Source organism: Acidobacterium sp. FHG110202_01, from assembly GCF_059115305.1.
Window position 1 is genome coordinate 306,924 of sequence record NZ_JBZYWJ010000009.1, and the last position, 25,516, is coordinate 332,439.

Annotated in this window: 23 protein-coding genes and 1 tRNA gene; 13 read left to right on the forward strand and 11 right to left on the reverse strand. The window is 57.5% G+C overall.

All coding sequences use genetic code 11. The features are described 5' to 3' along the window. The first annotated feature begins 99 nt into the window (after nt 1-99). The 5 genes from AC5S16_RS19285 (at nt 100) to AC5S16_RS19305 (ending at nt 5,133) form a co-directional block, all read left to right on the forward strand. Nucleotides 100-804 carry an alpha/beta fold hydrolase gene (locus tag AC5S16_RS19285; protein WP_493931736.1) on the forward strand — a complete coding sequence of 235 codons (705 nt, stop codon included), beginning with the start codon at nt 100-102 and terminating at the stop codon, nt 802-804. 174 nt (nt 805-978) lie between these two features. After that, the gene (gene mnmA / locus AC5S16_RS19290) at nt 979-2,097 is read left to right on the forward strand and encodes a tRNA 2-thiouridine(34) synthase MnmA (RefSeq protein WP_493931737.1); all 1,119 of its coding nucleotides are present in this window, start codon (nt 979-981) and stop codon (nt 2,095-2,097) included. Between the two features lie 258 nt (nt 2,098-2,355). Further along, the gene (locus AC5S16_RS19295; RefSeq protein WP_493931738.1) at nt 2,356-3,378 is read left to right on the forward strand and encodes a YopT-type cysteine protease domain-containing protein; all 1,023 of its coding nucleotides are present in this window, start codon (nt 2,356-2,358) and stop codon (nt 3,376-3,378) included. Between the two features lie 103 nt (nt 3,379-3,481). Beyond that, complete coding sequence (locus tag AC5S16_RS19300) at nt 3,482-4,579, forward strand: acyltransferase family protein (RefSeq protein ID WP_493931739.1); 1,098 nt, start codon at nt 3,482-3,484, stop codon at nt 4,577-4,579. 203 nt (nt 4,580-4,782) lie between these two features. Next, nucleotides 4,783-5,133, forward strand: a complete 351-nt coding sequence (locus AC5S16_RS19305; protein WP_493931740.1) for a hypothetical protein — start codon at nt 4,783-4,785, stop codon at nt 5,131-5,133. Between the two features lie 37 nt (nt 5,134-5,170). On the opposite strand, the gene AC5S16_RS19310 is transcribed toward AC5S16_RS19305, so the two are convergent. After that, nucleotides 5,171-6,685: a SpoIIE family protein phosphatase gene (locus AC5S16_RS19310; RefSeq protein ID WP_493931741.1), complete on the reverse strand. Its 1,515-nt coding sequence runs from the start codon at nt 6,683-6,685 to the stop codon at nt 5,171-5,173. Nucleotides 6,686-6,772: 87 nt separating this feature from the next. Between AC5S16_RS19310 and AC5S16_RS19315 the strand changes: the two genes are divergently transcribed. Further along, entirely contained in the window at nt 6,773-7,285 is a 513-nt protein-coding gene (locus tag AC5S16_RS19315; RefSeq protein ID WP_493931742.1) for a DinB family protein, read from the forward strand. 226 nt (nt 7,286-7,511) lie between these two features. Beyond that, the gene (locus AC5S16_RS19320; protein WP_493931743.1) at nt 7,512-8,495 is read left to right on the forward strand and encodes an NAD(P)H-quinone oxidoreductase; all 984 of its coding nucleotides are present in this window, start codon (nt 7,512-7,514) and stop codon (nt 8,493-8,495) included. Between the two features lie 159 nt (nt 8,496-8,654). Here AC5S16_RS19320 and AC5S16_RS19325 read toward each other — a convergent pair whose 3' ends face one another. Further along, nucleotides 8,655-9,845, reverse strand: coding sequence for a hypothetical protein (locus tag AC5S16_RS19325; RefSeq protein WP_493931744.1), 1,191 nt, complete (start codon nt 9,843-9,845; stop codon nt 8,655-8,657). Nucleotides 9,846-10,207: 362 nt separating this feature from the next. Between AC5S16_RS19325 and AC5S16_RS19330 the strand changes: the two genes are divergently transcribed. Both AC5S16_RS19330 and AC5S16_RS19335 read left to right on the forward strand, forming a co-directional pair. After that, nucleotides 10,208-10,888: a Fe2+-dependent dioxygenase gene (locus AC5S16_RS19330; RefSeq protein ID WP_493931745.1), complete on the forward strand. Its 681-nt coding sequence runs from the start codon at nt 10,208-10,210 to the stop codon at nt 10,886-10,888. 9 nt (nt 10,889-10,897) lie between these two features. Next, on the forward strand, nt 10,898-12,088 hold the full coding sequence (locus AC5S16_RS19335; RefSeq protein WP_493931790.1) for a PepSY-associated TM helix domain-containing protein: 1,191 nt from the start codon (nt 10,898-10,900) through the stop codon (nt 12,086-12,088). Here AC5S16_RS19335 and AC5S16_RS19340 read toward each other — a convergent pair. Beyond that, entirely contained in the window at nt 12,045-13,265 is a 1,221-nt protein-coding gene (locus AC5S16_RS19340; RefSeq protein ID WP_493931746.1) for a VWA domain-containing protein, read from the reverse strand. The two genes, AC5S16_RS19335 and AC5S16_RS19340, sit on opposite strands and share 44 nt — an antisense overlap. A gap of 107 nt (nt 13,266-13,372) precedes the next feature. Between AC5S16_RS19340 and AC5S16_RS19345 the strand changes: the two genes are divergently transcribed. Further along, nucleotides 13,373-15,184, forward strand: a complete 1,812-nt coding sequence (locus AC5S16_RS19345) for a SpoIVB peptidase S55 (protein WP_493931747.1) — start codon at nt 13,373-13,375, stop codon at nt 15,182-15,184. A gap of 74 nt (nt 15,185-15,258) precedes the next feature. Here AC5S16_RS19345 and AC5S16_RS19350 read toward each other — a convergent pair whose 3' ends face one another. Next, the gene (locus AC5S16_RS19350; RefSeq protein ID WP_493931748.1) at nt 15,259-16,968 is read right to left on the reverse strand and encodes a diguanylate cyclase domain-containing protein; all 1,710 of its coding nucleotides are present in this window, start codon (nt 16,966-16,968) and stop codon (nt 15,259-15,261) included. 145 nt (nt 16,969-17,113) lie between these two features. Beyond that, a tRNA-Val gene (locus AC5S16_RS19355) sits at nt 17,114-17,190 on the reverse strand. Nucleotides 17,191-17,293: 103 nt separating this feature from the next. Between AC5S16_RS19355 and AC5S16_RS19360 the strand changes: the two genes are divergently transcribed. Continuing rightward, nucleotides 17,294-18,133, forward strand: a complete 840-nt coding sequence (locus tag AC5S16_RS19360) for a ChbG/HpnK family deacetylase (protein ID WP_493931749.1) — start codon at nt 17,294-17,296, stop codon at nt 18,131-18,133. Nucleotides 18,134-18,187: 54 nt separating this feature from the next. Then, a complete protein-coding gene (gene bshA, locus AC5S16_RS19365; RefSeq protein ID WP_493931750.1) occupies nt 18,188-19,360 on the forward strand; it encodes an N-acetyl-alpha-D-glucosaminyl L-malate synthase BshA in 1,173 nt (390 codons plus the stop codon). Here the strand turns inward: bshA and AC5S16_RS19370 are convergent. Continuing rightward, nucleotides 19,300-20,652: a sensor histidine kinase gene (locus tag AC5S16_RS19370; protein WP_493931751.1), complete on the reverse strand. Its 1,353-nt coding sequence runs from the start codon at nt 20,650-20,652 to the stop codon at nt 19,300-19,302. The two genes, bshA and AC5S16_RS19370, sit on opposite strands and share 61 nt — an antisense overlap. A 251-nt stretch (nt 20,653-20,903) precedes the next feature. Between AC5S16_RS19370 and ribA the strand changes: the two genes are divergently transcribed. Continuing rightward, on the forward strand, nt 20,904-21,560 hold the full coding sequence (gene ribA / locus AC5S16_RS19375; protein ID WP_493931752.1) for a GTP cyclohydrolase II: 657 nt from the start codon (nt 20,904-20,906) through the stop codon (nt 21,558-21,560). A 126-nt stretch (nt 21,561-21,686) separates the two neighbouring features. On the opposite strand, the gene AC5S16_RS19380 is transcribed toward ribA, so the two are convergent. The 5 genes from AC5S16_RS19380 to AC5S16_RS19400 all read right to left on the reverse strand — a co-directional run bounded on the left by AC5S16_RS19380 (nt 21,687) and on the right by AC5S16_RS19400 (nt 25,365). After that, complete coding sequence (locus AC5S16_RS19380; RefSeq protein ID WP_493931753.1) at nt 21,687-22,196, reverse strand: DinB family protein; 510 nt, start codon at nt 22,194-22,196, stop codon at nt 21,687-21,689. 3 nt (nt 22,197-22,199) lie between these two features. Then, complete coding sequence (locus AC5S16_RS19385; protein WP_493931754.1) at nt 22,200-23,000, reverse strand: glycine betaine ABC transporter substrate-binding protein; 801 nt, start codon at nt 22,998-23,000, stop codon at nt 22,200-22,202. Between the two features lie 140 nt (nt 23,001-23,140). Next, on the reverse strand, nt 23,141-23,782 hold the full coding sequence (locus AC5S16_RS19390; protein ID WP_493931755.1) for an ABC transporter permease: 642 nt from the start codon (nt 23,780-23,782) through the stop codon (nt 23,141-23,143). Further along, nucleotides 23,779-24,522 (reverse strand): ATP-binding cassette domain-containing protein, encoded by a 744-nt coding sequence (locus AC5S16_RS19395; RefSeq protein ID WP_493931756.1) that lies wholly within the window; start codon nt 24,520-24,522, stop codon nt 23,779-23,781. The genes AC5S16_RS19390 and AC5S16_RS19395 overlap by 4 nt, the downstream gene beginning before the upstream one ends. 60 nt (nt 24,523-24,582) lie before the next feature. Then, nucleotides 24,583-25,365 carry an AAA family ATPase gene (locus AC5S16_RS19400; protein WP_493931757.1) on the reverse strand — a complete coding sequence of 261 codons (783 nt, stop codon included), beginning with the start codon at nt 25,363-25,365 and terminating at the stop codon, nt 24,583-24,585. Between the last annotated feature and the right edge of the window lie 151 nt (nt 25,366-25,516).

Consider the following 25,516-nt stretch of genomic DNA (forward strand, 5'->3'; position numbering starts at 1 on the left):
AAGCATTCAAAGTATTTGTGCAAGCGCCCGGTGCGGAGGAACCTATAGCCAACGGATAACGCTCGTGTTGTCCGAAATCCAAATCTCAGGAGTATCAGTATGTCATCACAACGCAAACCAACCATCGTGTTCTGCCATGGCATTTGGGCCGATGGCTCGTGCTTCAGCAAGGTCATTCCCGCATTGCAGTCGGACGGCCACGAGGTCATTGCGGCTCAATACGGCATGGAGTCGTTCGAAGAGGACGTGGCTACGGTAAAGCGCACGCTCAACCGCGTTGGCAGCCCCGTCCTCCTCGTCGGGCATTCCTACGGCGGCGCCACCATTACCGCTGCGGGAGTCGATGATCGCGTGGCCGGCCTCGTCTACATTGCAGCAGTTGCCCCGGATGTCGGCGAGACGGTACAGGACCAACTCGATAAGTATCCCTCGGATATCTTTTCTCGCGTCGAGGTCGCGGATGGATGCGCCTGGATGCTTCCGAGCGGGACTGAGTTTTTCTGCGGGGACCTTTCCGAGCAAGAGCAGAAACTCGTCTGGGCCACCCATTTCCCGCCTGTCGCCGACCTATTCAAACAACAAAAGATCAAGAGCACCCCGTGGAAGACCAAGCCGAGCTGGTATGTCCTGGCTACGAAAGATCACACCGTGCATCCCGATCTCCAGCGGTGGGTCTCAAAGCGCATGGGGGCAACCGTGGTTGAGGTGGAAAGCAGCCACGTTCCCATGCTCTCCAAGCCGGATGTAGTCATCGAGGTGATCCGCAAAGCCGCAAAAGCAATCCTAGAAAATACGACAACCTAGTGCGTTCCGAAACCCTCTCATCTTGGACAGACCGTCGCCAGGCGGTCTGTCTTTTTTATGTGTTTATTGGGAATGGTTTATGCCCGTATGCACTGCAAATGAAACGTGGAGAAAAAGAAAAATGAGATACTAAAAGGGTGCCCCAGGTCTTGAAAGACCCTGGGATTTACGCTCATGTCCATCACTTTCAACAACACGGTAGCCGTAGCCATGTCCGGCGGAGTCGACTCCTCGACCGTCGCCGCCATGCTCAAGGACGAGGGCTACGACCTCATCGGCCTGACGCTGCAGCTCTGGAACCAGCGCCGTCTCGCCGGCAAGGAGGGCATGCCCGAGCAGGTGCAGGGCCGCTGCTGTTCCATTGACGATGTCTACGACGCCCGCCGTGTCGCCGAAGCTCTCGACATTCCCTACTACCTGCTCAATGAGCAGGACCGCTTCGAGCGGCAGGTTGTCCGCCCCTTCGTCTCCGAGTATCTCGCCGGACGCACGCCCATTCCCTGCTCGCTCTGCAACAACTACCTCAAGTTCGACCAGCTGCTCATCCGCGCCCGCCAGATCGGCGCCGACCGCATCGCCACCGGCCACTATGCGCGCAACGAGTACGACCCCGCGCGCAACCGCTGGATACTGAAGCGCCCCGCCGATACTTCAAAAGACCAGACTTATTTCTTGTTTGGCCTGACTCAGGACCAGCTCGCGCGCACGCTTTTCCCTTTGGGCAGCTACACCAAGCCCGAAGTCCGCGAGATCGCCCGCCGGCACGACCTGGCCCTCGCGGCCAAGCCCGACTCGCAGGAGATATGCTTCATCCCCGGCGGCGACTACAAGCGCTTCATTGACGCCTATCTCGACGAGCAGGGCGAAGAAATGCCGGACACAGCAGGCGAGCTGGTGTCCACATCCGGAGAAGTGATTGGCCACCACCAGGGCATCCACAACTTCACCGTAGGACAGCGCAAGGGCCTCGGCGTCTCCTCGCCTACGCCGCTCTACGTCATCCAGATTGACAACGCCTCGCATCAGGTCACCGTAGGCAGCGAGTCCGAGACGACCATCAGCATGCTCCGCGCCCGCGACCTCAATTGGATTTCCATCCCCTCGCTCGACGCGCCCATGCGTGTCAAGGCCAAGATTCGCCACCGCCACGAGCCCGCCTGGGCCACCATCGAAATGTCCGGAGCCGGCGAAGTTCTTGCCACTTTCGACGAGCCGCAGCGGGCCGTCACCCCCGGCCAGTCCGCAGTCTTTTACGACGGCAACGAAGTAGTAGGCGGCGGCTGGATCATCTAGCAATCAAGAACGTATTTTGCACCACCCACAAAGTTGTCATCCTGAGGCGAAGCCGAAGGACCTGCTTTTAGCCTCTGTAGCCGCCAGAGCGGGTGCCCCAGAGCCTGCCCGGAGCGAAGTCGAATGGGTTCGCGGAGCGAAGCGCAGCTAACCTGGGGTCTTTTTGTCAGAACCAGCACGAAACCACGCAAAATGATGAATGAAATTTTCTCAGCATAACCGTGTTGTTGCTGCAGGAGGCGTTCCTCAAGCACGACTATGTCATCATCCCCTATTCACCCTTCCCTGGAGAGCCTGCAGTTTGACGATTCGGCTGAGAACGAATCAATCGCTGATTCCTCAGCTCCGGCGCAGAATGAATCGACGCAACAAGCAGCGCCCCACAATCCCACCACTGACCCAAACCCTGCCCAGTCTGTTCCCCCACAAGCCGCGCAGGCAACCAATTTAGCCGACTATGGCCGGCTGAGCCCGTACGGCCAAAGGCAGTTCTATTACCGGCAGCGTGATCACCTGTCCGGCAATGGCCTGACTCAAACTGACTTTGGGAAAGCAGGGATCTATCTTCCCGATAGCAAGTTTCATGACATTAATAACCCTGCCAAAGGAGGTATTTGCCAGAACCTCACCCTTTCCTGGGTCGCGGACCGGCTTCAGACAACCAACTCCACCTCACGCTTTCGCCTCCGCTCCTGGGAAAAGCGGAAAGAGCAGAAATTTCCTAAGGACGCTGACGCCGAGTCCGCAGCAACGGAAGGGATGAGCCCAGAAAAGCGTGAGCAGAATACCATCCTTACCGCAAAAGATGCTCAAGCCAGCTATCTGGATGGTAAAGCCGCCACTGAAAATAACCAATTGGCAAAGACAACGACGCAACGCCGTCTCGGGCTGAAGCCCGCATCGGGTAATCCGGGGGAGGGCATTCTCAACCCGGATATCAATTCGCAGGATGCATTTGATCTGGGCAGGCAGATCGAATTTCACCAGGCTCTTACAAATGCGGCGGCCAGGTTAAAACGCGGCCAGGCTGTAACAGTAGAAATGAGAATAAAGACAGATGATGGCGACTATGCCAGACATATGGTCGGTTTGTATAAAAGCCGTGGTAATACGCTGAGGTTTTTTGATCCCGATGCCGGTGAATATACGGTTCACGATCCACAAAATTTCTTTCAGACCTACCAGGACATCAAGAAGCACGATCGCGGCTGGAACTTCACCTTTGTTACCCACTCTAGCGCAGAACCCTACACCGATCGACTGGAATACTTCAAACGGTAAAAAAAGCGCGGTGAATCAATGCCGGCTGCCGGAATCTCCGCCAGTTCGTTACATTACTCTTCATATAAGCCGGAATAACGACGGCCAGTGGAGGGGTTCGGGAGTGGCAATAGAAACGGCAGAAGTGGGCAGCACAAAGCCTCATTTCATAGTTCTGGATGGGCTGCGCGGCGTGGCTGCGGTGGGCGTAGTGATCTTCCACTTTATGGAAATGGTCATCTGGAATTACAGCAAGCTGTGGATCGGGCATGGCTTTCTGGCGGTGGACTTCTTCTTTTGCCTCTCCGGTTTTGTGATGGGGTATGCGTACAACGATCGTTTGGCCAAGATGGGACTGGCAAAGTTCCTGAAGGCCCGGTTGATCCGCTTGCATCCGCTAGTGGTGCTGGGGACACTGCTGGGGCTGATTGCGTTCTATGTAAATCCGTTTGGAGTGACGCCGGGGTATGGGCCGGGAAAGATGGCTCTGATAGTTGCGACGTCGCTCCTGATGATTCCGTATGGGGTAATGAAGGAACGGGGGCAGAACCTGTTCAGCCTTAACGCGCCAGCCTGGTCGTTGTTTTGGGAATACGTGGCCAATGTCGTGTTTGGTCTGGCGCTGTACCGCGTGAAGCGCGGAATATTGGCGGGGCTGACGGTAGCAGCCGCCGTACTGCTGTGCTGGACCGGGTACCATGCCGGGAACTTGCCAGGCGGTTGGAGCACGCGGAACTTCTGGGATGGCGGGGCGCGGGTGGCGTTCTCGTTTATGGCAGGGCTTCTGGTGTACAGGATGGGATGGCGGCTGCGGACACGGCTGGGCTTTGGCGCGTTGAGCATACTGCTGGTGCTCGCGCTGGTAATGCCATATGCGCGGGGAGGATGGGTACGGGAGGCAGCGGTAATTGTGGTGTATTTTCCGCTGCTCGTGGCATTAGGAGCGGGAGCGGCAGTATCGCCGCGGGCGGAGCGACTGTGCCGGTTTTCGGGAGACCTGTCGTATCCGCTGCATATGACTCATTACTCAGTGATCTGGATTTGGGGAGACTTTGCCGTTAAACACAAACTGGCGACGCAAGGGCTGGCGCCAGCTGTCGTGTTCGGGGCAATACTGATGGTGGCGTTTGCGTGCGTGGTGATGGTGACGTATGACAAGCCGGTGCGGGCATATTTACAGGCGAAGTGGAAGAAGCAGTCTTTGCTCGCAGCTAAAGTTTAAGATTCAAAACTCAATGTAAATAATTGAAAAAACAATAATTATAAATAATAAACCTGATGAACTGACAAAGACCTCCCGTAACCGATTAAAAATAAAGAAAGAAAATCCTGCCTGAGGAGAAGAGGTTCTCCACAATACAACATCCACCGAAACCTAACCATCCTACATGGGGTTTCAATGAAGCGTTGTACTGGAGAAAACATATGAACAGAATTGTTAAAGGACTTTCCGTTGCAGGGTTAGCTATGGGAATGCTGCTTTCCGTCACCCCAACGCATGCGTTGCAGGGCCCCCCGCCCCCAGGCTGGGGCCAGGAACCATGGGCTGCACCCCCGGGAGAGCTTCAGGGAGTTGAGCGGCAGGGCTTTCATGACGGCATCATCGGCGCTCACCGCGACTTTGAAAACCATCGCCCACCCAGCGTGGAAAACCGCGATGAGTACCGTCGCCCCAGTGTCCCGCCTCGCGACCGGCGCGCATATCGCCAGGGCTTCCGTCGAGGCTACCAGGTTGGCGTCAACCATCTGATGCATGGCGGCCCACGCCCGTACTAAACCTCATGCCGGTCTCTGGTGAATCGCCAGAGACCGGTTATATCTCGCTTGTCCCAAATAATCGCTGCTGCCCGCTGTCCAGGCACTTCGCCACAATCAGCGTAATATCGTCATGCTGCTCCGGGCTGAACTGCTGTACCTCACCCACCACCGCACTCAGCAGTTCGTTCGCCGCAAGATGTCCGTGCCGCCCAAGCGCCTCGGCAAAACGCTCCTCGCCATATTCTTCTCCCTGCGCATCGAGCGCCTCGGTCACTCCATCGGTATAAATCGCCAGCGTGTCTCCCGGGCTGAGGAACGTCTCGTTCGTCTCGCACTCCCAGTCGTGAAACAGCCCCAGCACCATACAGGTTGAGTGCAGCCGCTCTACGCTTCCATCCCTGCGCAGCACCAGCGCCGCAAGATGTCCACAGTTCGCATAGCGCACCGTCTGCCGCGCGTCATCATACTCGGCAAAGAAGACCGTCGCATAAGCATTGTCCGCAGTGTTCGAGTAAAAAAGCCGGTTCACCGCCTTCAACAGAAGATGCGGCTGGTCAGGCGCCGTCGCGAGCTGCCCGCGCAGATTTGCCTGCAGATTGGCCATCAGCAGTGCACCTGCAATTCCCTTCCCGACAATATCCCCGACTATCAATCCAACCCGCTGCTGCCCCAGGACGAGAAAGTCATAGTAATCGCCGCCCACCTGCCGCGCCTGAATGCAGACGCCGGCATAGTCCAGCGTTTCGCATTTGGGCTGACACTGTGGAAAAAGCCGCGCCTGCACCTGAGTGGCAATTTCCATCTCCTGCGCTGCCCGCCGCTCGGCATCGCGCCGCGCTTCATACGCCTGCCGCGCCGCCTCCATCTCGCGCTTTACTTCATCGCGAAACTCTTCCGCCGAGAGCTTCCAGGCCGCTTCCAGATTGAAGTTTGGGGGCCTCACACTCGGCTCATCGAGCAGCTTCGCCTCTTCCATCCGTGATATGCGATACGTCCGGAAACCATGGTCCGTCCCCGCATACAGATACCAGGTGCTGCCCTTGGCAATCAGGCCCAGCGGATCGACCGTCCGCTCCACGCGCTCCTTTCCCGCCCGCCAGTACCAGAAGCTCAGCCTGCGGTCACGCGCCACCGCATCCTGCACAATCGAGAGCATCGACAGGTTCTCCGTCGTGCCTCGCCACCCGGTCACATCGATATAAAGCCGGTCGCGAATCGAAGAGGCCCGCTCGCGCAGCGGCTGCGGCAGGGCCGCCATCAGCTTGCCGATCGCGCGGTCCGCCGCAGCCGCCAGCCGCTTGTCTCCCAACGCGCGCGGCTGCGCCATCAATAAGGCGCGCAGTTCAGCCTCATCGAGTCCCGGAACCTGCGTGCGCCAGTCCTCATCCAGCTGCCATCCGCCACGCGCGCCGCGCATGGCAAATACCGGCACACCCGCCGTGCTCAGCGCCTCCATGTCGCGATGCACCGTGCGCTCCGACACTTCGAGCTTCTCCGCCAGCTCGCGCCCGGTTATCGGACCGCGGGCTTGCAGCAGTAACAGCGCTGACATGAGACGATCCGCTCGCATGAAAATATTTCCGGAATCCGGAAAAATTATGACACAAGATGTCATATTTGGGCCTTTAATCTCGGTTCCGGATAGGAGGAATCACCAATGAAACTGACCGAATTATTTCTAGCCGAACTGAAGCGCGACGCCGCGCTCAGCCGCCGCGTACTCGAGCGCGTCCCCGAAGGCCACAATGCATGGAAGCCGCACGAAAAATCGATGCCGCTCGGCTACCTCGCCGCGCTCGTCGCCATCATGCCTGCCTGGATCGACATGATCGTCAACTCCGAGCAGTTCGACATCGCAGAGAAGAGCACTGAGTATACGCCGAAAGACATCCAGACCAACAGCGGCCTGGTGGCACTGCTCGACGGATCAGTCGAGAAAGCGCGTAAGGCCCTCGAAAGCACCACCGACGAGCACCTGCTCAAGCCATGGAAGTTCATCGCCCACGGCCACCTCGTAAATGAAACCCCGCGCCACATCCAGATTCGCGACGGCGTCCTCAGCCATCTCGCCCACCATCGCGGCCAGCTCACCGTTTATCTGCGCCTGAATGAAGCCGCTGTCCCCGGAATCTACGGCCCCTCCGCCGACGAACGCTTCACCCCAAAATGAGTCACATTTCATTGCATCGATAGCCACCACATCGGGTGCCCCAGGTTCGCGTAGCTAACCTGGGGTCTTTGACGCGCACCAGCACAAACATCGGGTGCAATACTCTCATCTCATACCTCTGTGCGCTCTGTGTCCTTTTGTGGTGAAAGAATTTTTTCTCTGGCCGGGTATCGAAGGGCTCAGAGTGAAGCACCTAACTTGGCAATATCAGTATCCTTAAATCCAAATGCGCATCATTGACACCCCGCAGTTCGGAGGCCCGGAAGTCCTCACCATCGCCGAAGGCCCCACCCCCAAGCCGGGCAAAGGAGAAGTCCTCATCAAAGTCGCTGCGGCAGGCATCAACCGAGCCGACCTGCTCCAGCGCCAGGGCCACTACCCTCCGCCTTCCGGAGCATCACCAATCCTCGGCATGGAAGTCTCAGGAACCATCGCCGCTCTCGGCCCCGAAGCAGACCCGCGCTGGAAGACCGGCAATCCAGTCTGCGCCCTGCTTCCCGGCGGCGGATACGCCGAGTACTGCATCGCCAGCGCCGGATCCTGCCTGCCCGTCCCTCAAAACATTCCGCTCGTCGAAGCCGCCGCCCTGCCCGAAGCCATCTTCACCGTCTGGGCCAATTTGTTCGCAATACCCTGGCTGCATTCAGGCGAGCGATTCCTCGTTCACGGAGGAACCAGCGGCATCGGCACCACCACCATCCAGATGGCTCGGGCCTTCGGTGCGCGCGTCATCACCACCGCGGGCTCCAAAGAAAAATGCGCCTTCTGTATTTCACTCGGAGCAGAACGCGCCCTTAACTACCGCGAAGAAGACTGGGCCGCAGCCGCAATGGAGTGGTCAGAGCAGCGCGGCATCGACGTCATTCTCGACATGGTAGGCGCCGAGTACTTCCCCCGGCACCTCAAGCTCCTCGCGCCCCGCGGACGACTCATCCACATCGCCACCCAGCGCGGCATAGAAGCAACCGCCGACCTGCGCCTCATCATGACAAAGCGCCTCATCGTCACCGGATCGACCTTGCGCCCGCGCACAGTAGAAGAAAAAACCGCGCTCCGCGATCAGATCGAGCAGCACGTCTGGCCGCTCATCGAATCCGGCAAAATACGGCCGATCATCGACCGAATATTTCCAATCGAAGAAGCCGCTGAAGCACACCAGCGCATGCACTCCAGCCAGCACATTGGAAAACTGCTGCTTCAGATCAGCTAGAGCCATGTGCTCATTTTGAGTAAGCAATGATTCTCTGTGCTCTCCGTGTCCTCTGTGGTGATATTTTCTGCCGGGTGCCCCAGGTTCGCGTAGCTAACCTGGGGTGTTGATTTTCACAGTGTATGCCCCATAAGCCGGACCAGGTCGCTTGCTCAACCTTCACCGCCCGCTCTGGTAATTCACATAATCCTGAAAGAACCCATAATTCTCAGGCAGCTGATACGGGTCCGGAGCCACCGCTAATCCAGGTACAAGAAGCGGGTTCAAAAACCACGGCGTGGTGTTTGGCGTAATGGGCTTCGCCTGCTCGGGATGAGGATTCCATGTGAGCGCATATGTCGCGATGCGCACGCCATTCGCCTGCAACATCGGCGCCAGCTGAGCAAGATAATGCGGTTCGAACCAAGGCTGAGAGGCAAGGAATTGCTGCCATTCCGCTTGCGGCACAGGCTTCTCAAAGCAACTGTTCAGAAATGCGACAACTGTAGTACCGGGTTGCAGACCATACCGCTGAAGAAACAGGCGTCCCAATTGGCCGCTGTCAATCCGGTCAACGAGATGGTCCTTCCATCTGAGAACGAGCGACATCTCAGTGACCATCAGCGGCTTGCGTTGGACTTCACGATGCATGAAAGCCAGCGCGCTCTCCGTGCTCTGCATATCCGGCTCGTGCAGATGGAAGTCCGCGCCCGCGATTGCAGGGTCTTCGTTGATGAACCGGATCATCAGTCGGGTCACGAGCAGCTGTTGATTCTTGGGGAGATCGATCCGGGTCATCCCGCCTGCGTAGAGAGGCAACGGATTCCCGTCTGCCGCTATGCGATGTTCTGCATCAAGATGCGCAGCCAGGCGGCGAAGAAACGCAACCACCGGAATCCGCCCGTCAGCGCCGGGAACAAGGTCATCTGGCAATGTATCAACAAAAACCTCGTTGATCAGAACCAACGCGGATATTTTGCCCTCTGTGGCGTCCAGCAGTTGATCCACAAAAGCGAACGCATCCCGCTCCTTTTGCGATCCCGCCTCAGGCATGCGTCCGAAGCCCCCTCCTTGCGTCGAATCCCATTTGATCGACAGCACGATCTTATGCCCGGAATCAGCATTGCGCTTGATCGCTTCCAGTCCCGGATCAGAGTCATACGAGCGATGTCCGCTGATGAACTCCGAAGCTGGAATGAAGCCGCGGATCCATATCGTGTGAGTCTGATTCAGGGCCTCAGGCGTCGCCCACTGGAAATTCTGGTTAATATTGCCGCCCAACCTGAGCTTTTCGTCTCGTACCTGGGCACTGCAAAGGGTCGCGCTCAATGCGATTACGAGAAAGCATGCCCCGGCAATGCCACATGCCAATTCAAGCCTTCTTTTCTGGGACGTAGTAATAGGAGTGCTCATAGGTTTTACCTTGCTCAGGTATCGCAAAAAAACGCCCGCAGTTGCTACTGAGCTCCGCAAAGAATCATGCTCAATGCGATTACAGAAGCATGCCCCACCGCGCAGGACCTGCGCCATCCATGTGGACTCTGCTGCAGCGATCCTCAAAACAAAACTTCCCTTTCTCGCTTCTTCGCCTTGTAACTAGGACTAAAACTGTCGTATATTACATCCTATTGCATTCAGAGCGGGATTTTAACTGCAAACATTGGGCGCCTCGTCCCTTCACGCCACCTTTACGTGAAAAGTAGGAGGCCTCAAATGCTTAAGGACCGAACCAGATGTTACTCACCATTCCCGACGTACTTACCCCCGAACAGATCGCGCACGCGCGCCAGCTCTTCGCCACCACCGAATGGGTGGATGGCCGCGTAACCGCCGGCCATCAGTCTGCGATGGCAAAGGACAATGTCCAGCTTCCGGAAGATTCTCCCGCAGCGCGCGAAATCGGAGACATCATCCTCAACGCGCTTGGCAACAACAGCCTCTTCATTTCAGCCGCGCTTCCTCTGCGAGTCTTTCCACCGCTCTTCAATCGCTATTCCGGCGGACAATCCTTCGGGACACACGTCGACAATGCCATCCGTCAGATCACCGGAACCGGCCATCGCATCCGCACCGATCTCTCGGCAACACTCTTCTTCAGTAATCCGGATGAATACGACGGCGGCGAGCTCGTCATCGAGGACACCTACGGCATCCATACCGTGAAGCTGCCCGCAGGACATCTCGTCCTCTATCCCTCCACCAGCCTGCACCACGTGCGTCCCGTCACGCGCGGCGCGCGCACTTCATCCTTTTTCTGGATCCAGAGCATGATCCGCGACGATGGCCAGCGTACTCTGCTTTTCGATCTCGATGTGGCCACACAGCGCGTTGCTGCCGAATCGCCCACGCACCCTTCCGCAGTACAGTTGACCGGCGTCTACCACAACCTGCTGCGCCGCTGGGCGGAGATGTAAAGCGTGCCAATGACTCCGCGCAGGATTCTGTTCTGGCTTCATCTCACTGCCGGCGTCATCGCCGGCACGGTCATCTTTTTTCTTTCCGTCACCGGAACATGCATCGCCTTCGAGCGGCAGATCATCAACTGGGCCGACCATTCACATCGCATCAGCCAGCATGAAGGAACAAGGCAGCCGCTATCTATGCTGATCGAAAACGCGCAGCATTACGCGCACGCCCCGGCAACGGCAGTCACTCTTCGCAGTAATTCCACATTGCCGTCAGAAGTCACAGTGGGCCGCGAGCCTGCGCGTGTCCTGCTGATGGATCCCTGGTCAGGCGCGATCATCGGCGAGTCCGCTCCGCGACTGCGCGCCTTTTTCGCTCAGGCCACTGCGCTGCATCGCTGGTTTGGCATGCAGGGTGAAAACCGCACTGTTGCCCGCTCCATTAAAGGAGCATTCACCCTGTCGCTGCTCTTCCTTGTGTGCTCCGGCATCGTGCTCTGGTTCCCGCGCAAATGGAGTTGGGAACGCCTCAGCAAATCACTGTTCTTCCGCTCCGGACTCAAGGGCCGCGCACGTGACTGGAACTGGCATAACGTCATCGGCATCTGGGTCGCTGCGCCGCTCTTCATCATCGTGCTCACCGGCACCATCATGGCCTATCCGTGGGCGAACGATCTGCTGTATCGCCTGACCGGCAATCCCACGCCGCCCAGGCAGGATGGACCTGGACAGCGCAGACCAGATGGCGGAGGCATGCACAGCCGGCACACAGATACTTCTTTCCCGGATGCAGAAATGCTCATCGCTGCCGCAAACCAGCAGGCTCCGGACTGGCAGACAATTACACTCAGGCTGAATCCCGGACCAACGACGATTCAGGTTGACCGTGGAGATGGAGGACGCCCGGACCTCCGCACGCAAATCACGTTCGATAAAAGCGGGCATACTCTCCGAACAGAATCATTTTCAAGCTACAACCTTGGACGCCGGCTGCGCACGTGGGCACGATTCACGCACACCGGGGAAGCCGGAGGCATCATAGGCGAAGCCATCGCCGCCATAGCCTCGCTCGGAGCAGCAACTCTGGCATGGACAGGCTTCTCACTCGCGCTTCGCCGCCTGTCTTCGTTCAGAGCAAGACCGTCAAACCGCGCAGAGTACGCTGCTACTCCACTTCCTGTTTCGCCCGATATCCGTCCCGAGCAATGATGTCGTACTTCAGCGGCTTGTGCTTCTCATCCTGCATGCGCAGTGGATGGCCTTCGTTATCGACCAGTTCTACGCGCAGCTTCCGCCAGCTGCCATCCTGCTTCTGGTTGGTGGGGTGGTAGCTCAGCACATACTGATTGCGGATCGAGTCATTGATCTGATGAAAGATATCCGGCATCTCTCCGGCAAAGCGCGGGAAGAAAGCCATACCGCCGGTCATGCGCGCGAAGGTAGTCATCTGATTGTCGGCCTGCAGGTAGTCCAGATTACGGACCGGCCCCATCATTCCGGCGCTGTCCGCCATGATACGCGCCGTCTGCCCTGTGCCGACTGAAAAGATTGTGACATTGGGCGTGGCCTTGATCTTCTGCAGCACCTTGTCCAGATTGATCTTGCTGAAAGTATCGCGCCCCGAGGAAATCAGAATGACATACTTGCGTCCATCCACACGCGTCAGGCGATCCAGCGTTTCGTAGAGAGCATCGAAAAGATTCGTCTCGTGCCAGGTGGGTATGGTCAACGAGCTCAGGGCCTGGTATACGAATCGCTTGTCCTGCGTGAAGTCCGTCAGGATCTGCGTGTGCATGTCGTAGGTCACGACAGCAATGTAGTCATCCGGCTTGAGCTGCTGCGCAAAGGTATACGCAGCATTTTCCATGTCCTGAATAAACCACCAGCTGTTGGACGCAAATTCCACAACCAGCACTGCGGTAATGGGCGCCTGGATGCGCCGGAAATCCGTAATCTGCTGCGGATTGCCGTCCTCATAGACACGGAAGTTCTCCTTCTGCAGATTGGGCACAAACTGGTGTGTCTTTTCCAGAATTACGCCCACATCCACATTCACTACCGGAACATTCACCCGCAGTGAATAGTTCTCCAGTCCGGGCGGATTCTTGACCTTCGGCTCAGGCGGAGGAGGCGCTGGCTCCTCTTCTTTTTCTTTCTTCTTGGGAATTGCGATCGCACCGGAATCGCCCGTCGGGCCGCCCGCATCGGGAGCGTTCTGATCCTGCTGCTGCTGTTGTTGCTGCTGATTGGGCTGGGTCTGTTGCGGCTGGCTCTGCTGTTGCGCAGGAGCGGGTATCTGTCCCAGCGCCAAAAATGCCAGAGTGCAGGAAATCAATGTCTTACGAATTTGCGGCCATGCCAGCGAAATCTTCATGCGTGCATTCATTGTGAAACTCCGGAGTATTCTCCTGCAAGCATCTGTCAGGGCTCTTATGACAAAACCGAAATGATTTCGTCACACCAGAGCACCTGAAGTACTCTATTACAGTAGACGTGAATACCCGCCTGAAAGACATCGGTTGGCTCATCTTGTTGGCAACAACAGCGCTTGGGGGCCAGACTGTGCCTGCTGCAGTGCCCCTGCCGGCCGCTCCTCCGCCTTCTTCCGCAGGGTTTTATCCTCTTTCTGAAGTACATCGTGGCCTGCATGGCGTTGCGTATACGGTCTTTGAGGGCGTAGAGCCGGAGCCCATGGGAGTGGAGATTCTCGGCCTCCTGCACAATGCCCTCGGCCCAGGCCAGGACATGATCCTGGCGCGCCTCGAAGGCGCCAAGCCCGAGTACACCGGCGTTGTCGCCGGCATGAGCGGCAGTCCCGTCTACGTGAACGGGAAACTCCTTGGCGCGCTCAGCTACCGCATCGGCATGTTCAGCAAGGAGCCGATCGCCGGCATCACCCCCATCAGCCAGATGCTCGAGGTATCGCATCACGATTCGTATCTGATCGCCGCCAATGGTGGTGAAGGCGCAAAACCTGTCTCAGCAGGAACCTCCGCTTCTGCTCCCGATGCCGTCCAGACCAGCGCCATCCGCCCGATGGAAACCCCGCTCGTCTTCAGCGGATTCAACCAGCAGGCCCTCGAATTCTGGAAAGAGCATGCGCCGTCTTCACTCGGCCTGACTGCCGTGGCAGGAATCGGCGGCTCATCAAGCGGCGAAAAACAACCCGAGCCGATTGTTCCCGGCTCTGCTGTAAGTGCTCTGCTCATGCGCGGCGACCTTGAAATTGCTGCAACCTGCACTGTCACCTATGTCGACCCCAAACAGCTTCTCGCCTGCGGCCATCCCATCACCCAGTTCGGCCCCGTATCGATGCCGATGACGAAAGCACAAGTCGTTGCAACCCTGCCCTCGGAATACAACGCCTTCAAAATTGTCAATACAACGGAGACCGTCGGCTCATTTACTGAAGACCGCGAATCCGCCATCTTCGGCAAGTTCGGCCAGCAGGCCAGCATGATTCCGGTAACGGTCAACATCACCGGCGAGCCAGCGCCCCACACGCTGCACATGGAAGCGGTCGACCAGCCGCAGATCACACCCACCGTAGTCATGGTTGCGGTTTTTCAAGGGTTGATGCAGCGCAACAACTTCACCGCTGAGACCAGCTACCGCGTGCGCAGCACCGTGGACATCCCCGGATTCCCCTCCGTTCGCTTCAGCGGCCTCGCCGCTCCGGGTGATATGCCGGCCAACCTGACCGCGGCGCTGATGGTCGGCGACCAGTTTTCGCGCCTTTATGACAACGCTGCGCGCCAGGCCCCGATTCACAACGTCAACATCGAAATTGAGGCGATTCCCAAGCGCCTGACTTCGCAGCTTGAAAGCGCGCAGGTCACATCTACCATCGTGCATCCGGGCCAGACAGTCGTCATCAGCGCAACCGTGCGTCCTTGGCGCGGCGAGGTCAGGAATGTCCGCATTCCGGTCACATTACCTTCAGTCCTGCGAGAAGGCCAGGTGCGCCTGCTGGTGAGCGACGGCAGCGCTCTCGACCGCCTCACGCAGTCACCTTCCCGCTTCCTGGGCAGTATCCAGCCGCTCGATGTGAGCGCAACCATCGAACAGCTGAACAGCCAGCACCAGAATGACCGCCTCTATGTCACGCTGCTCGATCCATCGCCTCAGGCCGTTCTCGACGGTCGCACGCTGACCACGGTTCCAGTTTCCATGGCAAATGTGCTGGAGCCAATGCGCCAGAACCAGAAGCTGACCCTGAATGGCGAATCAGCTGTGCCGCTGTCGTCTGTTTCCATCGACAGCGTCCTGAGCGGCCAGCAAGTGCTGACCCTGAAAGTGGAATAGCAGAAGGTGATAAGAGCCATTGAGCCTGGCGTGTCTTGACGCCGTTAGCGTCTTAGCGGTAGATTTTTCAATCCTTAAATCACCGGATTCGGATCCTTATCCTGCGAATGCCGCACCGCGGTTACTGACAGCAAGTCACTCGCAGAAGCTTCCGCCTCGTCCACCACCGCATAACGGTCGCCGCCGGATTTCTTCGCGCGATACATGGCAAGGTCAGCCGCATGCCAGAGCTGCGACCCGTCTGTGCCATGGTCAGGATAAAGAGCAATACCGATGCTCGCCGAAAGCTCCAGATCAAATCCGGCTGCTATGAACTGCCTGCGAAACCCTGAGAGCAGATCAGAGGCAACTTTTTCCGCATCCGCACTCGAATGCAAGTCTCCGAGAACGACCGTAAATTCCTCGCCTCCCGTGCGCGCCACCGTATCTGATTCGCGCAGGCGCGCCGTAAGCCGGGCTGCTACTTCCTGCAAACACACATCGCCAATAGCATGTCCATAACTGTCATTGACCTGCTTGAAGCGGTCAAGATCGATGCAAAGAATTGCTGCTTTCAATCGATAGCGTGCCGCATGTTCCAGCGTATGACGCATGCGTTGTTCTAGCAGGAAGCGATTCGGAAGGTCCGTAAGCGAGTCATGATGGGCGCGATGCACGAGTTGTTGATGCAGCCTTTCTCTGTCGGTCACATCCGTCACCATGCAGAACCGGGCCTTGAGGCCCTCAAATTCAATGGGGTAAGAAGAGATTTCCGCCTGAAACTCGCTGCCGTCCCTTCGTTTATGCACCCAGGGACCGGTCGTCCTGATGGTCGCTTTGGAGTTCGCTATAACCATTTCAATGCCTGGGCCGGCAGCCTCTTCATGCAGATCAAAGATATTCATGCCCAGGAATTCCTGCCGGTCAAATCCATACTGACGGAGAGCCGAATCATTCACCCGCAGGAATGAAAACGAGCTCACGTCATAAATAAACATCGCGTGTGGATTGCTGTCGAAGAGAAGCCGATACTGTTCCCCGTGCCTTTTAGCGGCAAGAATCTGGTCTTCCATGAGCGTAAGAATCATGCCGAACTCCACGAAATATTTCGGCACATTCCAAAGCGGAGGAGGAACATGCCATTGCGGAAGAATATGCGCCATCGTTTCTGCAACAGGAAAAACCAGAGCCCATGCCACCAGTCCGGCGGAAGCAGTCACCACCCCCACAGAAAGACGGCGGAAATCATTCCAGTACAGGAGCGCGTTGCTCAGGAATATCTGCATGAGAATGATATGAACCCCAAGGTCCGCCTGCCCCCGGACAATTAGAAGCACCAGGCATATTCCGCACACCACCGCAAGGACATCGTTACTCCAGCGGATGACGCGCCTCACGGCGAAGCGCCAGCCGGCCCAGACCGCGAAACATTCTGTAGCTACAGCCAGCAGAACAAGCGGCAATGTTCGGTGATAATCAAAAGCAACCAGAAAGAGGTAAGCAAGTGCCGGAACACCCGATGCAGCCGCAAGAGCGCAGAGACCGCGTCTTGACAGATAACTTGCAGTCGAGGCGAGAAGAAAACAGACGCCAGCCAGAATCAATCCGCTGATTTCCAAAGCAGCCAGCATGTTTTCCCAGAAATGCGTGACAGGCCGCGGCAGTAACAGCGCGAAGTGGGCCAGCACAAACACCCAGCCGGCAATCCAGAAGCGCAGACGGAGAGAAGCCCTCCTTCGGTCAATCATCCCGAAGAGCAGCACCAGCAATCCAAGAATCAGGATCTCATGCCAGTTCTTCTGCATGCGCTTCCTCTATCTAGAAACCTATCGGCAGTGATTGAACGAGGAATGAAGGAGTTGCAAAAGAACACAAAGTCTTCAACAGCTATCAGGAGGGAGTGACGAAACCAAGCTTCAGTAAATCATTATCTATAAACTTAGCAACTCATGGTGGGCAGTGCAGGGCTCGAACCTGCGACCTCCTGCTTGTAAGGCAGGCGCTCTAACCAACTGAGCTAACCGCCCAGGAAAAACTTCCTGTTCTGTACGGCCGTTGCGAACACTTTTAATTCTATCAGGCTATAGTCAACAAACCATACCATAATGCCTCACTGTTACACTGACCGCTGTGCGCCACCTGATTGTCAATGCAGATGACTTCGGACTCACTCGAGGAATCAACCAGGCTGTCCAGGAACTGCACACCGCACGAGCTCTTTCTTCCACCACTCTCATGGCCACCGCAGATGCATTCGCAGATGCAGTAGCCATATCCAGAAATCAACCATCGCTCGGCGTAGGCTGCCACGTCGTCCTGGTCGATGGAACACCCGCGCTACCGCCCGCGCAAATTCCTTCGCTCATTGATGCCAGCAGCACTGGATTCCGTCCGAAACTCGGCACCTTTGTCGCCGACCTGCTGCGCGGCCGCATTGACGACGTGCAGATCGAAGCCGAAGCCACCGCGCAGATCCGCAAACTGCAGGACTCCGGCATCACCGTCACCCACCTCGACACGCACAAGCACACGCATATGTTCCCCCGTGTGCTGCGCTCACTGCTGCGCGCAGCACTCAAGTGCGGTGTAAAAGCCATCCGCAACCCCTTCGAGCCCAACTGGAGCCTCAACGCCACAGCAAACGCCGGGCACGTCCGCAAAATGCAGGTGCGCCTGCTGCGTTCACAAAGCTCGACCTTCATACAGGAAATAAAGCAAGCTGGCCTGATGACAACTGACGGCGCCATAGGCGTGCTGGCGACAGGAACGCTCGACACGCAAACCCTCCGCAACCTCCTGATAGCCATGCCCGACGGCACGTGGGAGCTCGTCTGTCATCCCGGATACAATGATGACGCTCTCAAACAACAGCACACACGGCTGCTCGAAACCCGCGACGCGGAGCGGACCGCTCTGCTTGAAACGATTCCCCATGCCGGCATCAACCTCATCCACTTTGGACAACTTTGATTTGCATCTAACACGAGGAAAATTGAGTCAAATGCCTGACTCCGAGAGACAAGCATGAAGATTGGAATCACCTGCTATCCCACATATGGCGGCAGCGGCGTAGTTGCAACTGAGCTCGGTATTGAACTCGCCGCTGCCGGACACCAGGTCCACTTCATTACCTACTCTCAGCCGTTCCGCCTCACCGGACGCGAGCAGGGCATCTTCTACCACGAGGTTCCCGTCTCGAACTACCCTCTCTTCGAATATCCACCTTATGATCTGGCCCTCGCCTCGCGCATGGCCGAAGTAGCCGAGTATTACGGACTCGATCTGCTGCACGTCCACTACGCCATTCCGCATTCCGTCAGCGCATTGCTGGCGCGGCAAATGCTCGCCGTGCGCGGACGCCATCTGCCTTTCGTCACCACGCTTCACGGAACCGACATTACTCTCGTCGGTCTCGATCGCTCCTATCTGCCCATCACTCAGTTCTCCATCGAGCAGAGTGACGGCATCACATCCATCTCGCAATATCTCCGCGAGCGCACTGTCAAAGAATTCAAGACCAGGAGCCCGATTGAAGTCATCCCGAATTTCGTGAACTGCGACTTCTATCTCCCTCTCGATGACAACATCCGCGAGGAGCGGCGCGCACGCTATGCCGCGCCGCACGAAAAAATCCTCATCCACCTCTCAAATTTCCGCCCCGTAAAGCGCGTCGCAGATGCAGTAAAAATCTTCGCCCGCGTCAACGAGCAGATACCGGCGCGCCTTCTCCTCGTAGGTGATGGCCCGGACCGCTCCCCCGCCGAATGGCTTGCCATGCGTGAAGGCATTCAGGACCGCGTGCACTTCCTCGGCAAGCAGGACAGCGTCAACGAACTGCTCCCAATAGCCGATCTCATGCTCATGCCCAGCGAGCTTGAATCTTTCGGTCTCGCCGCGCTCGAAGCCATGGCTTGCCGTGTTCCCACCATCGCCACCAGAGTCGGTGGTGTGCCTGAACTCATCGAAGACGGCGTGAACGGCAGGCTTTTTCCGGTCGGAGATGTTGATGCCATGGCCGGAGGCGCCATCGATCTTTTAACCAATCCGGAAAAGCTCGACGCCATGGCCGCCGCCTCACGTCAGACCGCGCAGAAGCGCTTCTGCTCCTCCAAGATCATTCCGCTGTATGAGAATTTCTATGAGCGCGTGCTCGAACGCGCTGGAGTGACCGTCAGTCCTGTTTCACCCTCTTCATAGCTTGCCGCCGGCATCTCCATGCTGACGCGCGTCCCACGCCCCGGCCGGCTGATTACATCAAAAATCGCGGCATCACCAAAAAGCACTTCAAGGCGCTCGCGCACATTGTTCATGCCGATCCCCGCGCCCTGCCGCAGCACACCGCTCGAGTGCGAACGTCCCGGCGCAATGCCCACGCCATCGTCTTCCACTTCAATCAGCAGCTTTCCACCATCAAGCCGGCTACGAATCGTGATCGTCCCTCCGCTGATGCGTGGCTCCAGCCCATGCTTGATGCTGTTCTCGATCAGCGGCTGCAGAATCATGCTGGGCACAGGCAGCTCCAGTGTAGCCGGATCGATTTCCTTTACCACCTTCAGCTTGTCTTCGCCAAAGCGCACCACTTCAATGCCAAGATAGTCATCGGTAAAATTCAGCTCATCGCGCAGCAGCACATACGAGTCGTGGTCCTTAAGCAAGGCGCGCAGAATATTCGCGAGCTTCACAATCAGCTCGCGCGCCTGTTCGGGGCGAAAGCGCACCAAGGACGCAATCGAATTCAGCGTATTAAAAAGGAAATGCGGATTGATCTGCCGCTGCAACGCATCGAGCCGCGCCTCGAGCAACAGCCGCTTCTGTTCTTCAAGCTTCTGCTCGATGCGAATCGTGTTCCATACCTTCAGCGGAATGCCCACCACCATCGCTGCGCACGCCCATACCGCAATACTCACCAGCCAGGAAGAAGAAGTCAGCGCAAAGAGCCGCGTGGGATAAACACTGTGCAGCCACCCCCGGCATATTTCGAGACCAACAATCAGCACCAGCAGCAGCACCTGGCGATCGAAGCGCGGTTTGCGCAGGTTGCGGCGAATCCAGCGGTAAATGCTCAAATCCACAAAGGGCGTGAACGACCAGATCTCTTCCGCTTCCACAAACCGCCGGTACATGCCTGCAATCACAGCCACCGCAAGATTGAACGGCAGGCTAAGGTACTCGTGATGCAGCATTGCCGGCAGCGAAAGCGCGGCTCCGCCGATCATCGCCGACAGCGGCCCCATCAGGATGCCTAGCAGCATCGTTGTCTCAAAGGAGATATCCGCGGCAAGAAAGTTCGGCACAATCACCCGCACCCACACGCCCAGTGCCAGCGGAATGCAGATAAATGCCAGCAGCCCGAGCGTCTGTCCAACCCGGCGATTCTCTGTAAAAAGCAGCCGTTGAAAGGTACGCGCGCGCGCCAGGGCGCTCGACACAGCGGCCGCAACGCCCAGCTTTATCAACAAGGTAATCAGGATGAGCTTTGGCTCGTACACGGTTTTAACTGTAGTGCAGTTACTGGAGGGATGTATAGGAGCAGCGAGAAAGCGGTCAGCACGCCTGCGGCGCCAAGCTAAGAAGCGGTCAGCGCCTCGCGTTAGCTGAGAAGCTGGCGCGCTGGCCGCTCTACCTCTGCATCTTTTCCGTCACGATTTCATCATTTCTATGTAACGATTTGCGCACAAAGCCTTACCGACACAGCGCGTTCGTATAATCGACGTAGGCTGTTCGAAAGTTCAAAGAAGTCATGCCATTTACAAGTGTAGAAAAAGTCGCAGACGCCGATTTCCCCACCCGTTGGGGCCACTTCCGCATCCTTGGATTCGAAGGTGTCGTCGCCCATCCGGAACCTTGCAATGACCATCAGCCCGCTCCCGCAAAGCGAATCGAAGGAGCCGTAGCGCTGATCATGGGCGACATCCACGCCAAGCCGCCCATCGTGCGTATCCATTCGCAATGCCTCACCGGAGACGTTTTTCATTCCCTGCGCTGCGACTGCCGCCTGCAGCTCGAGCTCGCGCTCAAAAAGATCACCGAAGCCGGCGCCGGCATTCTGCTTTACGAACAGCAGGAGGGCCGCGGCATCGGCCTCATGGCAAAACTAAAGGCCTACGAACTACAGGACCAGGGCCTCGACACTGTAGAAGCCAACGTCGAGCTAGGCTATAAACCCGACTGCCGCGAATTCGAACTGCCAGCCGAAATCCTGAAGCAGTTAAACGTACCCGCCGTGCGCCTCATCACCAATAACCCTGAGAAAGTAGAAGCGCTCGAATCTGCCGGCATCCGGGTTGTCGAGCGCATCTCCGCCGCTGTAGTAGAAGAAGAAACCTTCCAGCGCTACCTGCAGGTCAAGCGAGAAAAGATGGGCCACCTTCACGAACTGGAAGAAAAGACTCGCTAACCCATTAACGATGTCATCCTGACCTGAACGTAGTGAAGGGGAAGATCTGCTTCTTGCATCAGCAGCCACCACATGGGTGCCCCATCGCGGAGCTAACCTGGGAGGTTCCAGAAACCTTTGCTCAATCTACTTCTCTTTGAGCAAAACCTTAGCCGTAGTCACCACCTGCCCCACATGTCTCTGCGTATGATCGGCCACATGCACCAGAAGTCCGCCGACTGTAGTCGGTAACTGCTTCTTTCCCACAAACCGCGGAGATGCAGTGTCTACCTCAGCTAAAGCAAGAACACGACTGGCAGCGTCTTCCAGCCCCTTCTCAAATTCAGCAAAAATCTCTTCCCTGCCTGCGCCCGCATCCATCTCGCTCTTGAGCGCAGCCATCTGCTCTGAAGAAAGCTGCTTCCCTTCCGCATACGTCAGCAGACGGTCACAACTCCGCGCAATGTGCCGCAGATGAAACGCAATCGAAGCCAGCTCAAACGGACGCGCATGAAAATCCGCATCCGATAAAGACTCGCACCAGCGCACCGCATCTTCTTTCGCCAGCTCCAACGCATGCAATACACCCCGCGCCACTGCCGGAACATTCGTCAACGTGCCGCGCAGCCACGGCTCCGGTTGCTTCAATTCACTCACTCTTCAAAGCCCCTTCTTCTGTCGAAATTCGCGCACCACTTCAGTTGCATCGCGATGCTCTCCATCCACAGCCTCATTCATGGCGCGCATTTCATCTGCTGTTATTTTATTGGCGAGATCAGCCAGCGCCCCCCGCAGAGCAGGCCAGCGCTTTAACGCATCCTCGCGGACCAGCGGTACCGCCTGGTACGGCGGAAAATAATGCCTGTCATCTGCAAGAGCTTTTAATCCGAATGCCGCAATCGGCCCATCCGTCGAGTTGCCTGCAATCATGTCTACCTGATGCGCATTAAGTGCGCGATAGAGCAGCCCCAGGTCCATCGTGCGCGGCGACTCCTTGAACTGCAGTCCATAGACCTTGCTCAAGCCCGGCAGCCCATCCGGACGCTGCTCAAATTCATAACCCACGCCCAGCCGCCAGTCGGGAGCATACCGCACCGCCTCGCTCAGCGTATTCAGATGCAGATGCTGCGCATCATCCCCGCGAACAATCATCGCAAAAGTATTTTCAAAACCAAGCGGCTCCGTCACTGCAACTTGATACCGCTGCTGATACAAATTCCGCACTGTGCCCAGCACCGCCTCCGGATCGCGGCTCACCGGCTGCTTGAGAATCGCAGTCAGCGCTGTCCCTGTATATTCCACATAAGCGTCAATCCGCCCCGAGATCAGCGCCTGATGGCATATGTAACTGCCGGCCAGATAAAACCGCCGTTCCACCTCCAGCCCGGTCTTGGCCTCAATATGCTGTGCCAGCAGTTCGCCCAGAACCACCTGCTCAGTAAAATTCTTAGCCCCAATCACCGGAACATCAGCCCGAGGCGGCCCGCAACTGATAGAAGAAGCACACAACACTACGCTAAGCAGAATGAAAACCAGGGTGCCCCATCCTGTCGCGCAGTTTTTTGCGCGATAGGGTGGGAGGTTCGCAGGATGCCCAATTCTCACAACTTCCCCGCCCCAGGCACTCGCACCCATCGTTCCGCTAATCCCAACAACCCATCCGCGCCCAGAGCCAGCAACGCCGCCGGAACCGCCCCCGCCAGCACCAGCCGGTTATCCACCGAAGCCACTCCGCGAAAAATAAATTCTCCCAGTCCGCCAGCACCTACCGCAGCGGCAATCGTAGCGATTCCCACACAGGTCACCGTCGCCGTACGCAGCCCGGCAAGAATCACACCGGCAGCCAGCGGCAACTCCACCTTCACCAGCAGCTGCGCCTCCGTCATTCCAAGCGCGCGCGCCACATCGCTGATCGTGCGGTCCACGCTGCGGATCCCCGCATAGGTATTGCGCACAATCGGCAGCAGCGCATATCCAACAAGCGCGACAATGGCGATGCGCGCCGCGCGGTCGCCCAGCCAAGGCAGAGGCAGCAGAAACCCGAACATCGCCAGGCTCGGAATCGTCTGCACAATATTCACAAAGCCCAGAACAGGCCTGGCCCAGCGCGGATGGCGCGTCAGCCATATCCCCACAGGAATGCCAATGAGCGCAGCAAAAAGCATCGCCGCACCGGTCAGCCACAGGTGCTCGAGAGTCAGCGTGCGTATCTCATCGCCATGCTGCGCCAGAAAGCCGCTCACTGCGCTGACTCCCGGCGGCGAAAGGCCTGGCAATATTGCTGCACAGCCTTCGCCTCCGCGATCAGAAACTCTTCCGCCGGTAAATCAGCAACGATGCGTCCTTCCTCGATCAGCACAATCCGCTGGGCCAGATAAAGCGCCTCTTCCAGATCATGTGTCACCAGCAGCACTGTCTTCCTGAGCCGCTCCAGCAATCCGCGCAGCATCTCCTGCATCTCCACGCGCGTCAGCGGATCAAGCGCGCCGAAAGGCTCATCCATCAGCAGGATCGACGGATCCGCCGCCAGCGCCCGCGCAAAACCCACGCGCTGCCGCTGTCCTCCGGAAAGCTGGTGCGGATAGCGCCGTGCAAACTTTTCCGGATCCAGTCCAACCTGACGCAGCAGACCATCAATCCGCTCCTTGCTTGCACGCTTGCCGCTCAGCTCCGGCACCAGCCCTACATTCCGCTCCACAGTAAAGTGAGGAAAAAGCCCCGTTTCCTGGACGACATATCCAATCCCGCGCCGCAACGTAGTCGCATCTAGCGCAGATGCTGCCCGGCCGCTCACCAGAACATCACCACTCGCAGGCAGCACCATGGCATTCACCATGCGCAGCAGCGTAGTCTTACCCGAACCGCTGCGTCCAAGGATTGCCGTCGTCGTGCCTTCCTCAATTTCCAGACGAATCCCATCGAGCAGCAGCCGTCCGTCAGGCGCTTTGAGAATGACATCGCGAAATTCAATTGCCGCAGGCATGCTCCAAAAATAGTAAGGCCGGACATCTCTGTCCGGCCTTACTTTCTCAAATAGTCTACTCTACTCACCATCACCAGCAGGAGCAGGCGCTTCGCCGCCTTCCACAGGAGGCTGCGTTCCAGCAGCGCCCTTCACCCGCACCACCGTGATTTTCGAGAATCCTTCCTTGAAGTTCGGCGGACGCAGGCGCTCAGCCATCTTCTGCATTACCTCATCGCTCACCACACGCTCGCGGCGCCGGTTGCGCTCCATGCAGACCTCAAACGGCACATCGAAAAAAACGGCCTGCACATCGTAACCGAAGCTTTTGGCCATCTTGATCCACTGCCGCCGTTCATGCGGAGAAAGGTTCGTCGCATCCACATAGTTCCACGGCATCTTGGCGATCAGCCGTGCCCGCAGCAGTGACCGCAGCGTAGAAAACACCAGCCCCTGATAGCGTTGCTCGGTGATGTCGTCAAAAAGAATCGTGCGCAGCAGGTCGCTCGACAGCGGAGTCACGCCGCGCCGCTTGAACCACGTCGTCTTCCCTGACCCGGGCAGTCCGATCGCCAGCACCACAAACCCGCGCGGATGCCTCTGCGCTGCCTGAGGTTCCGGCGGAGGAGTCGAAGGCGATTCCGGCTGTGTCTCTACAACAAACTTTCCAGCAGTCTCCGGCTGGCTTTCCTCTGGAACATCAGTAAATTCGCCGGATGGCTCATCGAAAGCTTCAGCAGCAGGCGCAGCGGCCTCAGCCCCGTAGCTAGGCTGCAGCGGAGCAGGCTGGTTTGAGGGCAGTTCCTGCCCGATTTTTCCTGTGGACTCCGACGTATTCGGGCCACGCTTTGAGCGTCGTTTCATGCGTTCGCGCATCCATTCGCGCATGATTGGGATGTAACACAGTTCGAGCCATCGCCGCAAACTTCCTTTAAATTCCTCAGTAAAAACGCCGGTGCGACGACGCCTGGGCTGCGCGATTTCCGCAGGCTCGGTGGGAATACCTGAGTCCCCA